The sequence below is a fragment of the Paenibacillus aurantiacus genome (assembly GCF_042431225.1).
Lineage (GTDB): Bacteria > Bacillota > Bacilli > Paenibacillales > Paenibacillaceae > Paenibacillus_Z > Paenibacillus_Z aurantiacus.
In genome coordinates this window covers 33,073-48,810 of the sequence record NZ_JBHMDO010000042.1, presented here as the reverse complement: position 1 = coordinate 48,810, position 15,738 = coordinate 33,073, and the positions used below count along the sequence as shown (strand labels likewise).

Genomic DNA, 15,738 nt, shown 5'->3' with positions numbered 1-15,738 from the left:
ACGCGGCATTCCGACTCATGGCCGAACGCTGCGTTTCTTCGCCTTCCGGATTTGCTTCTCCCAAAAATCGGTCTCCGCATAGCCGATTTGCGCGTAATCCAACTCCTCGCCCGACGGAATGACCAACTGGATTAGCAGGGATCGGGAACGCCTATCACGTATAACTGAATATCGCCTACATGCCTGAACTAACGTAAGCTTTGTCCACCAGGACAAAAGCGTGCGCAGCTCGAAAATACCCGCCGACCACAACCCTACGTGCCAGCACGAAACCGGGTGTCCAGAGGTGAAAGTTTTCCGGTGGAAAACTCGCTTCGGAAGCATTCGCTCGGCCCTTGGAGCCTACTCAGCGGAGGGGGAAGGGGGAGGGACATTACATTCCTACTTCCTCAACCAGCCGTTTTATCATCGCATGAAGATTGAGCGCCCGTAAATTCAGGTCCAGCTCCTGATTGAAGAAGACGATGACGCCTGATTTGGCGTCCGGATTAAATGCCGTTATCGCCAGCACGCCAGGGTCGGACCCGTTGTGCCCGAGCGTCTTGCCCTGGGCGGCGCCGCCCAGGTAGATCGAATTCAGCACGTCGTAGGACCAGCCGAGCGCCTGGTTGCCTTCGTCCGCCTGCGGTTTGAACATCTCCGCGATCGACGATGGGGTCAGGATGCTGCCGTGGTCGCCGCGCCCGCCGCGCCCGCCGTTCATGATGGCCAGATAAAACTTGGCGAAATCAGTGGTCGTCGTCTTCAGCGCGCCGTCGGGGTAAGTCGGGAACGAATGCGGGACGATCGGTTTGTTCTTCGCTGTGTAAGGGATCGCGAGCCGGGATCGGTCCGTTACATCCGCATGAAGCCACTTCGTGCTCGTCATGCCGAGCGGCTCGAAAATATATTGCTGCGTATATGCCGGGAACGGCATGCCGGACACTTCTTCGACCAGATAGCCGAGCAGACCGTAGCCGATATTGCTGTAGGCGAATGTCGTGCCGGGCCGATCCTTCGTGTAATTCTTCTCCTCGTCGTACCATTTGCCGCCGGGTACGAGAAACCCGCTTAGGAACGTCTCCAGCGAGAGAGGAGAATCGCCGCCGCCTTCATGGAGCGTGTACAGGCTCTCGTAGACGTCCCAATTATTGTCGATGCCGGAGGTGTGGGCGAGCAGCATGCGAAACGTGATCGGCGTATCCGGGAACTTCGGGTGCGCAACGTGGAATGGCAGGTACTTGTTAATATCATCATCCAGTCCGATGCGCCCTTGCTCCGCGAGCTGCATGACGGCCGTCGCCGTCACGGTTTTGGACACGGAGGCGATCTGGAACATCGTCTCGTCCGTCACCGGTTTGTCCTTCTCCGCATCGGCCTCTCCGTAGTTGATGACGCGTTCGAGCTTGTTGTCTTCAATGAGGGCTATGGATACGCCGGTCATGCCGGATTTGTTCATTTTGGCCTCGACGAACCGGTCCAGATCCTTCGGGCTCGTGAAATCGACCTGTACGAAAACGAATACGCCGAGCGTCAGCACCACCGCGCCTAACAAAAGGCCGATGATTTTCCACATGCGTCCCTTCCTCCGTTTCTCCTTCAACTTCCTCTCCACCTTTCGCCGTTTGGCCGGCTTTCGTTATCTATCCATAGATTACCAGCGTCGGCGCGAAAGGAACTCCTGCGGAAGGCGCGACTTGCTCCCCGACCGAGGCCGGGTTCAGCATCCGGCTGGAAGCGGAGTGAGGGCAAGGTTAAGCTGCGCAAAAAGCCGTTTCTCCACGAGGAGAAACGGCTCATTATCGTTATACGGCAATTTACATGCGGTGTTGAAGGAGGGACCTAAAAGAGTCCGAACAGCTTCTTCTTGGCGACGTTCTTCCGGTTCAGCTGCACGATTTCGTTCACCCCGGCTTGGGCGAGCTTCTCGAGCAGCGCTTCCGTGCCTTGCGCCAGCTTGAGATTCATCTCTTCCGCGTAGAGGGGGACAAGCGTGAAGAAATGAACGTCCTTGTCTGGCTCCATGTTCAAGGCGAAGAACGCGTGCGGATCCTCCACGGTGGTCGGCAGCTCGACAAGCATGCCGGCCAGCTTCGTATTGCGGGCATACGGCGCGGCCGGGTCGCCGTTCGGTATCGTGTGCGCATGGTAGAGCCAGGTGCCATATTCGTGGGGAAGGCGGGCGAGCGTCTTCAGCATGCGGATCGGCCAGTAATTCTCTTCGTTCCGGAATGCTTCTTCCGACATTGGCCACGAAGGGGGCAGACAGAGCATGAGCTCCGCGTAGCGGAAGTTCTCGGCGCCTTCGGGCACGGTCATCGGCCGACTGCTCATGCCGCAGGTCACAAGGGTGTGGTAATTGCGCTGCGGCGTCGGCGGCACGAACAAAATATCGAGGTGAACCAAGTCCGAGACGAGCTCGTGGAACACGTTCGCGACCGGGCCGATGTGCTGCTCGACATGGGCGGTTATGCGTGCAATCGCTTGATCGTCTCCGGTGGCGAATTCGATTTCACGATCTTTCGCTTCGTGGCGGTAGACGGGAATGCCGGATGGGGATGTCTCTTGGTTGCTCATGGCAGCCTCCTTAAAATTGGACGAATTGGGCGTGTCCTTCTAACTGTACGATGAGACAGTCGATTTGTGAACGGGATAATGTCATTTTTGGTAAAATGATGGCGAATTGTGTTGATGTGGGGTCTAGTCGCGGAGCTGGAAAGAGGAGACATGTGTTCGCGGTGGATGCGGGCATTGCGGTGTTCGGCTTCGAGACGATTATGGCCGATTAGTTGAGCGGATAAGCCAATAGCCGTTCCCCGTGTCTAGCAGACAAAGGGAGCGGCTTCTTGGCGTTCGTAGGCAGAGGGGGGTCATTCTTCTTCGGGCACGGCCTGTCCGCCGGGCGTGCGGAGAATGTCGCGGTACGCTTCGATGGCGAGCGCCCGCGAGCGCTTCAGATCGACGATCGCCTCCGGCGTCGGCTGGTGAATCTCCTTGTCCGAAAGATGAGCGAGATGGGGCAGCCACCGGCGAATGTAACTGCCGGACGGATTGTGCGTCATCGATTGCGTGACCGGGTTCATGATCCGGAAGTATGGCGCGGCATCGTAGCCAAGCGAGGAGCTCCACAGCCAGCCGCCGCGGTTGAGCGTATTGTCGTAATCGGCGAGCATGTGACGGAAGTACGCTTCGCCCTTGGGGAACGGGCAGCGCAAGTTCTTCGTCAGGAACATGGCCGTGATCATGCGCAGCCGATTAGGCAGTTCGCCCGTCTCGCGCAGCTGCGTCATCGCCGCGTCGATGACGGGGATGCCGGTTCGGCCCTCGGCCCAGGCATCGAAATACGCATCTGACAGCCCGCTCAGATCCAAGCGGTGCTCGTAAGCGAAGTAGTCGGGATTTTGGCGGGCTTGCATGAGATAGAAATCCCGCCAAGCGAGCTGGCGTATCCAAGCTTCCGCGCCGTCGCGGCCATGCGCGGTCTCGTAGACGAGACGCGGCGAGAGCGTGCCTTGGTTCAGCCAGCGGGCAAGACCGCTGCCGGCATCCACGGCGTAATCGTCGCGCCGTGCAGCGTAATCGACGATATCCGATTCAGCGAAGGCGGCCAACTGCTCCAGCGGACTTGCCGCGGCTGCATTCATTCTTGCGGCCGCCGCCAAGCGCGAGGCGATCTCCGCCGGCAGCCGGTACCGACGCTCAATGCCGTCGTCCAGCTTGCGGATCGTGCTCAGATCGGCAAGACGCGCCGTGCCGGAAGGGGCATAGCAATGACGCATGTAACCGAGCCACATGCGGTAGAAAGGCGTGAATACTTTATACGGCGCGGACCGGTTGGCAAAATCACCGAACTCCGCCAAGTCGATCAGCGGCGCGTCGTCATAAGTCTTATACCCGCGGCCATGCCGTTCGCAGATCGCTTGCAGCTGCGCGTCGCGCCGCATCGCATAGGGCGTGAAGTCCGCCTGTGCAACCAGACCCGCGATCGGCATCGCCAGCAGAAGCGCTTCGGCGATCTCTGCCGGATCTCCGTACAGCAGATGCAGCTTCCGGTCGGCCGATCTGTAATCGGCGACAAGGCGGGCGAGCGCGCGCAGGAATGCTCGTCCGCTGTGGCTGTCCAGACGATCAAGACTTGCGAGCGCAGGATCGACGACGAACAGATGGACGCCTTCGCCGCCCCGTCTTCGGATCGCGTCGAAGGCGCGCAGGTCATAACCGCGCAAATCTTTGCGGTGCATGAAGAGATACATAGGGTCGCCTCCTTTCTTGAAGTGAGAGTTTGGAATCGCCTCTCTTAAAACCTAAATGAGCGCCGGACTTCAAGCCTGAACGCAAGATTCGATGCCGAATTACGCCTTGGGCTGCATCGTGATCAATTGGCGACTTTTTAAATCCTCTCTTTATTAAAAGTTTAGCATTGACTCGATATTTATGGATAGACAGAGAAGATTAACCAATGGTATACTCGCAAACATGTGGATACGGCACGTATCTGATTGTGCAAAGGAGCGTACAGCGTGAAGCGAAAACCGAATAAGTGGAAACGATGGACCAGGCGATTCGCCATGGTGCAGACGGGCGTCCTGCTCCTAGGACTGACAACACCGTTTGCGCATGCATCCCCGGCCGGCGGGACCCAGACCATCCAGCAGTTCTTCGAGCAATTTCTGCAGAACAACCCCCAGATTGAACGCAATGCCTTTGATCCATCCGATTTACCCCCCAATGCATTAACCGCAGATTCTCAAACACCTTTAACGAATACCGTCAAGATCGCAACGATCGATCATGAACAACCCTCTGATGATTCATCATCCGGCGAGACCGGGCAACCCGCGCAAGATGAACAACCTACATCCGATTCGAATGAATCCGATCCTCCAATCCCAAGCGAAGACAACTCCAATGATGTACCCGATTCCCGCTCAAGCAATTCCGGTTCGAACGACAATGGCAACCCGCCCTCCGATGATAGCAGCGTTGACGAGCATGCCGATGGCGAAGATACGGAAGCGCCGGGCGAAAAAGTGCCGATTGACGGCGAAGATGGCGAAATTCCGGACGATAATTCAGATTCGCTGACGGAATTCAAGAACCAATGGGCATTCGTGCATATGGAGACCGAAGCCGCGACTGCCGTACTCACGGCATCCGGGAAGACGCCGAAACCGGCAGTCCTCGCGATCGTCGATACCGGCGTCGACACGTCCCACCCGCTCCTCGAAGGCGCCGCGCTGCCGGGTATCGCCTGTACGGGCGAAGGGGAAGTCATCTGCGGAGGCGACGATGCCGGCGATGCCTCCGAGTCCGGACACGGAACAAGCGTAGCAGCGCTCGCGGCAGGGCTGGCTAAACTTGCGGCGCCGCAGGCGCAGATTCGCATCCTCCCTGTGGCGGTAGGCGACGAGGACCGCGAAGAGCGGTTGGATCGTTTGGCGGCGGGCGTTCGGGCGGCCGTCCAGTGGGAAGGCAGCGACGGCGAGAAGGTCGACGTTATTCTGATTTCCCTTGGACAGCGCAATCCGGGCTTGCCGTTCAAGCTGTCTGAAGCGGCGGAAGCGGCCAAGCAAGCCGGCATTCCGATCCTTGCGCCTGCCGGTAACGATGGCAATCCGATCGTCGTGGAAGATGAGGAGATCGGATCGTACTATCCGGCGGCATTGCCTGACGTGATCGCTGTCGGCGGCTACGATCGGTCAGGGAGGCCGAATGCCAACACTGGCGCTTCACTGCTTCTGCCAGGAGAGGCATTGTACTCGGCTTCGATCGGAGGCGAATACGCGGAGCATAATGGCAGTGAATATGCCGCCGCCATGGCGGCGGCCGGGACAGCCATCGTCCGCGCTTACAGCGAGACGCCGGCGGCAGAAGCGCTCGCCGGCGGTATGCTAAGCGGCAAATGGAGCCTGAAGCGCGCGCTCGAGACGGCGTTCCCGGACCCGAACGACAAGACGCCTCCGGCATGGCCGGATCATGCTCAGCTTACTGCAAGCGGCATCGGTTACGCCAATGTCAACCTGGATTGGCCGCTCGCGCAGGACGAGAGCGGGAGCGTGCGTTACGAGGTCAGCCAGACCGGCGTCCCATTGCCGGGGAACTTCCTGCCTGGTCAGACGTTCGGCGGATTGAAGCCGGGCACGGCCTACGCGTTCACGGTTGTGCCGGTCGACCGCTCGGGCAATCGCGGCGTTCCGCTTACCGTCATGGTCGAGACGAAAGCGGTCTCGCCTGTGGAACGCATTACCGCGACGATCGATGGAGCTAGCCCGGACGGGGACAGCGAGTTCGCATCCGTCAGCGACGACGGCAATCTAATCGCGTTCGAGTCGGAAGCGAGCAATCTTGTCGCCGGCGACGGCAACGGGTTGGCGGATATTTTCGTTCGCGACCGCGCCGCCGGGACGACCAGGCTGATCAGCCGAGCCTCGACGGGCGGCCAATCGGACGGCGGCAGCTATGCGCCGCTGATTAGCGGAGACGGCAGCTATGCGCTCTTCACTTCCCATGCGACCAACCTCGTCAAGGGGCTGGAAGCGGGCAAGACGGAAGATCTGTATCTGGCGAATCTGAAGACGGGCGACATCGAGCGCGTCGCCGAGAACGTGCCGGCAGGCTATATTTACAATACGGCTCGTCCTTACGCCATGAGCGATGGCGCACGCTTTATTACGTTCGCTTCCTATTCGGATAACGGTACGGCGAACGACTATAACTACACCTGGGACGTATTCGTGAAAGATCGCTCGACGAACGCCGTGACACGGCTTACAAACCGACTGCGCGATCTGTTCAACCCGAACCAGCTGGATATCACGCCTGACGGACGGTACGTCACCTTCAGCATTAACCAAATCGGCTTGCTGCCGGAAGATATCAACATCGATGAAGACGTATATGTATACGATACCCTGTTCGGCGAATATGAGCTCATCAGCCATAATCCGAAGGGATTCTCGGGCAGCCACAGCAGCCGCAACCCGTCCATCAGCGACGACGGGCGTTATGTCGCCTTCGAATCGTTCGCCGGCGACATTAGCGACGAAGATCAAGATTATACGAACGATGTCTATGTCTACGATCGGAAGACGCACAGCCTGAAGTTGGCGAACTACGCCGTGGACGGCCAGGCAAGCGGGGGCGAGAGCGTGCTGTCTTCCTTGAGCGGCAGCGGCCGGTTCGTCGCCTTCGAATCCGACGATGGTCTAGATCCGGCGGCTAAAGGCCGTAGCGTCTACATTCGCGATATGCGGCGCGGCGTGACCTATTGGATGGGTCAGTCTGTCGCGGGCGATTCCGCCAACGCGGACGTGCAGCGCCCTGCCATAAGCGACGACGGCAAGCACCTTGTCTTCCAGTCCCGGGCCTGGAACCTTGTGCCGGAGCAGGAGGAAGGCCAAGGCTATACGGAGATTTATTACGCGTCGTCCCCGGCCGAACTGGATCATGAAGTGCCGGCGTGGGAAGAAGGCGCCGAGCTTGCGGTTGCGCAATACGGCGCCACGTATGCGGCTCTTCAATGGCCGCAGGCGAAGTCGGGTTCGGGCGCGCCGCCGGCATACCGAATTTATAGCAACGGCGAGCTTGTCGGCTCAACGACGGAGCCTTCCTTCTTAGTCATGAATTTGAAGCCAGGCGCGAGCTACACGTTCAAAGTCGTGGCCGGCAGCGTCGACCATAAATGGGGGGACGCGGCGCTCGCGACGGCGCTTGCGACGCTGGCTGAAGCGGAGACGGACGCGCCGAGCGGTGCGGTGGACGCTAGATTTACGGTTCAGCCAGGGCAAGTTGCCGTAAGCTGGACCGATCCCTCCGATCTGGATTTCACTTTCATTCAAGTGCTCTGGCGCAAAATTGGCGCGCCTGACGACAAGACGAACGCGACGCGCATGCTGCCCAAGGGTAAGCAAAAGGCGCTCATCACGAACCTCGTGAACGGCACCGCGTATCAGTTCGCGTTCGCCGTCTATGACGCAGACGGGAACAAGCGGGTGTACTCGGCCGATTCGATCACGATGGGCGCGGGACCGCGCATCGCCCGCGTCGTGGACTCCGATACGGACAGCGACAACATATCGGGCATCGGCGGCATTCGCATCAGCGGGGACGGACGTTACACGGTGTTTGAATCCGCCTCGCCCAAGCTGGCGGAAGGCGATTCGAACGGCGGAATGGACGTATTTCTATACGATTACGAGTACGGGACCGTACAACTGATCAGCCGCGACGAGCTGGGCATGCCGGCCGACGGCCAGAGCATGAAGCCGGATATTAGCGCCGACGGACGCTACATCGTCTTTCAATCCGATGCCCACAATTTGATGGGCGCGGTGTCTTCGGGCGACACGCAAATTTTCGTCATGGACCGCGATGCGGACGGCAACGGGAAGTTCGACGAGCCTGGTCAAGTCGCGATCAAGCGGATCAGCGAGTCCCGGGCGGGCGATCCCGGCAACGGTCACAGCGAGAATCCGGCGATCAGCGCGGACGGCAAGACGATCGTCTTTATCTCCCGCTCGGATAATCTGTCCGACGTGGAGACGGACCGGACGGAGCAGCTGTACATCTACGATATCGGCAGCCCGGCAGGCAAGCTTAAGCTGCTCTTGAATCGCGAGGGCAAGCTGCCGAACGGCTCGATGTTCGAGCCGGACGTCAGCGGAGACGGCAAGACGATTGTCTTCGGCACGCAGGCGACCAACCTGGCGCCGGATACGAACGAGTCGGAGGATGTCTACGCCTACGATGCGACGACCGGAGCATTCACGCCGCTGACTCATTTCGAGAACGACAATCCGTTCTACTATAATGAGGTCGGCCATCCGACCGTCAGCATGGATGGCAAACGGATCGCGTTCGCTTACCAAGGCTACGAATTCAGCGCGTTCGATATCTACGTGTACGACCGCAGCGGCGCAACGCCGACGACCAGGCGGATTACCGAGAAGCCGGACGAACAGCTGAACTTCATCAACAGCAAGCAGCCGGCAATCAGTCCGGACGGACGCTACGTCGCGTTCAGCTCGGAATTGCCGAACGTGGTCGCAAACGATAAGAATGGTTATTCCGACGTGTTCCTGTACGACCTCCAGGAGAACAAAGCCAAATTGGTCAGCCGCGCTTACAACGGCGAGCAGGGCAGCGGCTCCTCCTATAACGCGGCGGTCAGCGAAGGCGGCAAAGTCGTCGCATTCCGTTCGGTGGCGGAGAATCTCGTCACCGGCGACTTCAGCGGCGCCGATCTATTCGTCACGGAGACCAATGACCAGCCGACCGAAGGCGAACTGGCCGCGTTGACCGCCGAGCTGCTCGAAGGCGGCAAAGTCAAGCTAACGTGGACCGCGCCTTCGCGGGCGGGCGGAGACTTCGCGGGTTATGAAGTCGTCCGCACGGGCAGCAATCAAATGCCGGTGACGGCGGCGACGCTCGGACCGGACCAGACCAGCTATATCGATCAGCCGGGCACGATGGGCGTCTACAGCTACCAGATCATCGCGGTGGACCGCGCGGGAGTCAAGCGCCCGTATTCCGAAACCCGGATCGTCCGGGTCGCGGAGCTGACGATCCAGTCGGTCAGCTACCATACGCCGCTTATTCTGAACAAATACGCCGTGGTCGGCGGACGCATCTCCGTGAGCGCGACGGGCACGTCCGACGCCGCAGCCAAGGCGGTGCTCACCTATCGGCAAGGCGACGAGACGAAGACGGCGGAAGCCGAGCTCGCGCAGCGGTCGCCAGGCAGCTACGAAGGCGGCTTGGCCGTGCCGGAAGGAGCGTCGGAATTGGTTGCCCTTCGAATCGTGCTCGCCAAGGACGGAGAAGAAGCGTCCCGCGGAGCGTTCGTCGGTTCGATCAAGATCGGCGGCGAGCTTCGGGTGAAGCTCGACACGCCGCACGGCGACATGCTCAAAGGCGCCTATTTATCGGTGTATAGTCCGGTTCAGAAGGCGCGAGCCGGCATCAAGCTAAGCGGCGCGGACGAAGTCGTGCTGGCCGGATTGCCGCAAGCAAGCGATTATCGGATCAGCCTCGTCTCGGAAGCGGGATTGGAGCTGTTCACCAAGCTGGCCGACAAACGGTACACCATCGCTTGGGGCGTTCGGCAAGAAGAGACGCTTGAGCCGGCCTTCACGTCCAGCCTGCTGACCCGGGTCATCGATCCGGACGGCAATCCGCTCGCCAAGATGAAAATGACGATGTGGAACGAAGACGGAGCTGTCGTCCAAACCGGCGAAACGGCTATGCAAGGCACAGTCGGCCTCCTCACGGGACGTCTGTCGGATGAGAATCTCTCCGTGGAAGTAAGAGACGCATCTCAGCGTTACTTCAAGCAATCAGCCTCCATCCGGCTGTCGCCGGGCGCGAACGAGCTGGTTATCGAGATGGAGGAGAGACCGAAATCGACCGTTAAGGGCAATGTTCATTACGAGGATGGCCGAAAGGTCGCCCAAGCGACGGTTACGATCGTGCAAGAAATTGAAGGCGAGAAGTTTACGAATACCGCTTACACCGACGCTAGCGGCAATTATTCGGCGACCGTATACGCGGGCAGCGCCACCATTCAAGCCGCCATCGTCAGGACCGGACGGACGCTGCCCGTGACGGCGGAGCTCAAAGCCGGAAAGACCGAAGAGGTCGACCTGCTATTCCGTGAAGGCGAGCCGACGGCCGTGCAGGTGAATTTGTACACCAAGCATTTGGGCGGCGATTGGGTCGGTCCGACCGAGCTCGATTGGCGCACGATCGCGCATTTCCATTTCTCGGTGCCGACGCACACGCTGTTGTCTTCGGGCAATCCGATGATAGTCAAGGCGTCGCCGGGCGAAGAAGTGCGGATATGCGCCAACGGCATCGAGGCGGGGCTTCCGGAAGCATGCGGCACGGCCGTGGTTGGCCATGACCGGAAGGCTTCCGTGGAGATTCGAATGGAAGACTCGGGCACGCGGTTGACAGGCAAGCTGCTGGAGAAATTACCGCCGGATTCCGGCCATAGCTGGCCGTCGATGAATGTGTTCAAGCTTGATGCGCAAGGCAAGCGGCAGCTCGTGCTGGATAGCGCGATCAAAACGCAAGCCTTCGAATTCGCGCTGCCGAGCGAAGGCTCCTATGTCGCGCAAATCAAGGCTGGCGGACGAATCTTCGAGCGGGCATTCGAGTCCAGACGCGGCAACGCGACGAATCTGGGCGAAATCAGCCTCCCTTCCAACGCCTACTTCGGCGGACCGGCTGGCAACGGCTTGACGCTGACGCCGGCGCGCGTGCCGCTCGGCGGCGAGTTCCAGGTCCGCGCGACGTTCCGCAACCAAGGCAATGGCGTGACGGATCAGACCAAAATGCGTTTTGCGCTGCCGCAAGGCGTCGGCTACGTCGCGGGAAGCGGCGCGCTTAACGGCCAGCCGGCGGTCGTCGCGGATAAGGACGGTTACGTGGAGTTCTCGTTGGGCCAGCTGGCTCAGGGCGCGACGGGCGTGCTCGTCTTCCGTCTGAAAATAGGCGAGCGCATGGATGCCGCCTCCGTCGTATTAACGCCGCAAATGCTTTTCGTGGCCAACCGCTTGAACCGGGAGGAATTCCTCGGCCGCGTCACCGCGGAGGTGCAGAGCGTAACGCTGGATGCGCCGGAGGTGACCGGCCGCCGCGATTTGAAGCTTAGCGGCATCGCCAAAGCGGACAGCGTCGTTCGGGTGTATGAAGGGGAGCTGCTGCTCGGCGAGACGCAAGCAACCGCGACGGGCACATGGAAGCTGCCGGTGAACTTGCCGGATCGCGGCGAGGAAGCGTTCTACCGCATATTCGCCGAATCGGATGACGGCAGCGTCAAAATGCCAAGCCAGACGAAACGGATTCGCTTAAGCAAGGCCTATCCGCAAATGACGCAAGTGACGATGCGCCAGTTGGACGGACGGGTCGTGACGTTCAATCCGAGCGAAGGCGTGGCGAAATTCCCGTATGTCTACGCGCCGAGCATGCCGATCGTGGTCAAAGTCGCCTTCAACAATCCGGACGCGGTCACGAACGTGAAAGTGTTCTTCGGAAGCGCGTCGGCGCCAGCGGAACGCGGGGAAGACGGCGTGTTCACCGCCGCGGTGAGAACGACTAATCCGGACGGCATCTCGATCTACTACGAGGCGCAGGACGTGTTCACCGTGCCGCCGCAGCCGGAATCGGAAGACGAATACCGGGAACAGCTGCCTCCGGGGCTTAAGCCGTTCGTGAAGGAAGATCTTCAGCTGGATACGTCCAGCGACACGGTCCATACGGCCACCATGAAGGGTTCCGTGCCGGTTGAAGGCGGCAAGGTCGGCATGGACATGAATTACCGGCTGGAGCGCATCGGTAATTACACCCCGCCGCCAGCGGATAGCTCGGGTTCACCGGTCCGCGGCCTGCATTTCAACTACAGTCTGAGCAACAACACGTTGAAAGTGAATTTGACGGCGTATATTCCGGAATCCGAGTTTGCGTCGCTTGGCGTGGAGGGCGCGATTGCGAAAATGTCTTCCGCCATGGCCGGGGACGAGAAGGCGCAGCGTTCGTTCTCTGCTTTCAGCGGCGCTGGCGCTGCCATCAAAATCGCGGTGCAATCCGCGATGAAGTGGGAAGGCGCGGGCAAAGTGTGGACGGCGATCGATACGCCGTACTCGATCTTCGACGGGCTGGGCGTGAACGACTCGCTCAAGGAGCTCGGCGATATCGCGCTTGATGCCGGAGGCAATTGTTCTCCCGGCGTGGCGCAGCAGTACGCCGATGAAGCCAACGACATCGCCAAGCTGGCGATGGCTTACGAGGCAGCCAAATGGTCGATGATGCTCGGATCGCTGATCGCCGGCCCGGCTACGTTCGGGTGGGGAACGGTCGGATTGTGGATGCTGACCAATGGCATCGGCAAAGTGATGGACGCGCATATCGGCGCGAAAGTCGACGATCTGAAGGCGCGCGTGGCCAATGACGAAGACTGCCGCGATGACGAGGAAGACGATGATAACGACGACAATGATGACAACGACGACAACGACGACCGCGACGATAACCGCGATGATCCCGAGAAGGTCGCCGATCCGGTCTGGATTTACGATCCGAGCGGCTATGTGTACGAAGTGACGGAAGCGCAGCGCGTAGAAGGCGTGAAGGCGACCGTGATGCATAAGGATCCAACGACCGGAGTATGGACGGTATGGGATGCCGATTGGTTCGGCCAAGTGAATCCGCAGATCACCGATACCGCGGGACGCTATGGCTGGGATGTGCCGCAAGGATTGTGGAAGGTCGTCTACGAGAAAGAAGGCTATCTGACCGCGGAGAGCGACGAGCTTCTGGTACCGCCGCCTCATTTCGATGTTAACATTCCGATTGTCTCCGTTTTGCCTTCCACGCTAACGACCGTTTATGCGAAAGCCGGCGGCTCCGCGATCGACCTCATGTTCGACCGCCACGTGCGGCTGGATGCGGTCGAAGCCGGCGGGGTTGCCGTAACGGAGGGGACCGAAGCAGGCAAACTGGTGGAAGGCACGTTCACGGCGGTCGACGAGATCGAATGGCAAGGCGCGAAGGTTGCTCGCCATATCCGGTTCACGCCGTCGACCATGATGCAGGCCGGCGCGACCTATGCCATCAAGGCCTCCAGTTCGCTGATGAGCTATAACAATATCCCTTCCGGCGTCGATACCGTGAAGCAGGTGACGGTCGAAGCGGTAGATACGACCGCACCTGCGGCGGTGACGAATCCCGAGGCGTTCGCGGAACGACGGGCGATCGTGCTGGCATGGGAAGATCCGACCGATATCGACTTCAAACAGATCGAGCTGGCTTGGAAGCCAAGAGGAAGCAAGGAGCCGGCCAAGACCGTCGTAATTGCCAAAGGGCAGCAATGGGCGCGGCTGTCCGGCCTCCAGACGGGCAAGGAATACGAGATCGCCTTCCGTTCCGTCGATGAGACGGGCAACACGGCCGAGACGGTCATGATGAAGACGACGCTTGCCGCAGCGGAGACCGTTCCCGACACGGTAGGTCCGCTCGACGTGACGAACGTCGGCACGACGCAGGGCCGCGATACGCTTACGCTGGTCTGGACCGACCCGGCCGCGACCGATCTGGCAAACGTACAGATTACCTGGCGCGAAGCAGGAACGGAAGCGATCCAAGGACCGGTTACGGTTGCCAAAGGCATGCAGACGCACACCATCGCCGGCTTGAAGAGCGGCACGGCGTACGAAATCACGCTGACCGCCTTCGACAAGGCGGATAACGGCTCGTATGGCGTGACGGCGACGGCGCAGACGCAAGGCAATCTTGCGGAAGCGACGAACGTCAAAGCGGAAGCCGGTCTCGACAAACTCAAGCTGACGTGGACCGATCCAACGTTCGCCGATCTGCTGCATATTCGGATTACATGGCGCGAGGAAGGCGCGGCGGAACAGCAAGGTTCGGCCACGGTGGAGAAAGGCAAGCAATCGTACGCGATTACCGGCCTGAAGAGCAATACGAAGTATGAAATCACGCTGACCGCCGTCGATTCCGAAGGCAATGCTTCGACGGGCGTGAAGGTGACGGAGCAAACGACGTCCGCTGGCGGAGGATCTGGCGGTGGCGGTGGCGGCGGGACCTCGGGAGGGGGTACTCCTGGCGGCGGCGTACCGGGCGGCAATGGCAATGGCCAACAGCCGGATGCCGGAACCGGCTCCATCTCGACCGGACCGAACGGCGGAACGTATGAACTGCTGGATGGGCAGCTCGTCGTTCGCGTACCGGCCTACGCTTATTCCGCCGAGTCGGCAATCGCCGCGAAGCAGAAGCCGGTAGGCTCGCTCTCGGGAACAGTGCTGAAGCAAGCGTCCGAGGCTTACGAGCTGACCGGGGCGGCGCCTTCCAAGCCGATCGAGATTACGCTCTCGTACAACAAGCAGCAGGCAGCCGGTATTGATCCACGGAAATTGGCCATTTACGGTCAGCTCCCGAACGGACAATGGAAGCTGATCGGCGGACTTGTTCGGAAGAACAACGGCACCGTAACGGTTACCGTCTCGAATCTGGGTACCTACGCGGTCCTGGCAGCCGAGCCTCGTTTCAGCGACCTGAACGGACATTGGAGCCGCGCGGATGTCGAAGTGTTGGCGAGCCGCGGCATGACGGACGGCGTCGGCGGGGGCGAATTTAAGCCGAACCGTCAAGTCACGCGCGCGGAAGCGGCCAAGATGATGGTCACGCTGGCGCATGCCTTGGGGCGCTTGTCGGCGAATCCTGCTGCAACCTTCTCCGATGTCGACGCGAACGCCTGGTATGCGGACGCTGTCCGCCAAGCGCAAGCGCTCGGTATCATCGAAGGCGCCGGCGGCGAGTTCAGGCCCAATGATTCGATTACCCGCGAAGAACTCGCGGTCATGTTCGCGCGCGCAACCGGCGCCGACCTCTCGCAGACAGCAGGGCGGGCGGATCGGATCTTGGCCGGGTTCGCGGATGGCGATCGTATCCCTAGTTGGGCACGGACGGCTGTCGCCTATGCGGCGGAGACCGGCTTGATGAAAGGCGCGCAGAACGCCCTCAACGGCGGCGGCCTTGCTTCCCGCGCCGAAGCGGCCGTCATGCTGCTGCGGACGATGGAATCCAAGTCGCTGCTCGTGAACGGCTAGCCGCGCACGATGAAGATCCCTTCGGACTGAATGTCCGGAGGGATTTTTTTGTCGCAACTATTGGTAAACGCTGCAATTCCAGATGGAGACCAAGACGTGTAATATAGAGGAAGCAATGGATCGCGGGACAACC

At 60.2% G+C, this 15,738-nt stretch carries 4 protein-coding genes; 1 reads left to right on the top strand and 3 read right to left on the bottom strand.

Annotated features, from left to right (window positions below; translation table 11 throughout):
* Positions 1–373: 373 nt before the first annotated feature.
* The 3 genes from ACFFSY_RS25815 to ACFFSY_RS25805 all read right to left on the bottom strand — a co-directional run bounded on the left by ACFFSY_RS25815 (position 374) and on the right by ACFFSY_RS25805 (position 4,232).
* Positions 374–1,555, bottom strand: a complete 1,182-nt coding sequence (locus tag ACFFSY_RS25815) for a serine hydrolase domain-containing protein (protein ID WP_377499584.1) — start codon at positions 1,553–1,555, stop codon at positions 374–376.
* A gap of 266 nt (positions 1,556–1,821) precedes the next feature.
* Positions 1,822–2,556: a suppressor of fused domain protein gene (locus ACFFSY_RS25810; RefSeq protein ID WP_377499582.1), complete on the bottom strand. Its 735-nt coding sequence runs from the start codon at positions 2,554–2,556 to the stop codon at positions 1,822–1,824.
* A gap of 293 nt (positions 2,557–2,849) precedes the next feature.
* Complete coding sequence (locus tag ACFFSY_RS25805) at positions 2,850–4,232, bottom strand: cryptochrome/photolyase family protein (protein WP_377499580.1); 1,383 nt, start codon at positions 4,230–4,232, stop codon at positions 2,850–2,852.
* 267 nt (positions 4,233–4,499) lie between these two features.
* Here ACFFSY_RS25805 and ACFFSY_RS25800 point away from each other — a divergent pair, with 267 nt between their 5' ends.
* On the top strand, positions 4,500–15,605 hold the full coding sequence (locus tag ACFFSY_RS25800; RefSeq protein WP_377499578.1) for a fibronectin type III domain-containing protein: 11,106 nt from the start codon (positions 4,500–4,502) through the stop codon (positions 15,603–15,605).
* Positions 15,606–15,738 lie beyond the last annotated feature (133 nt).

What these genes read in the sequence shown, in the direction of transcription:
- ACFFSY_RS25815 (WP_377499584.1), bottom strand. Translation starts at nt 1,555, where the DNA reads ATGTGGAAAATCATCGGCCTTTTGTTAGGCGCGGTGGTGCTGACGCTC.
- ACFFSY_RS25810 (WP_377499582.1), bottom strand. Translation starts at nt 2,556, where the DNA reads ATGAGCAACCAAGAGACATCCCCATCCGGCATTCCCGTCTACCGCCAC.
- ACFFSY_RS25805 (WP_377499580.1), bottom strand. Translation starts at nt 4,232, where the DNA reads ATGTATCTCTTCATGCACCGCAAAGATTTGCGCGGTTATGACCTGCGC.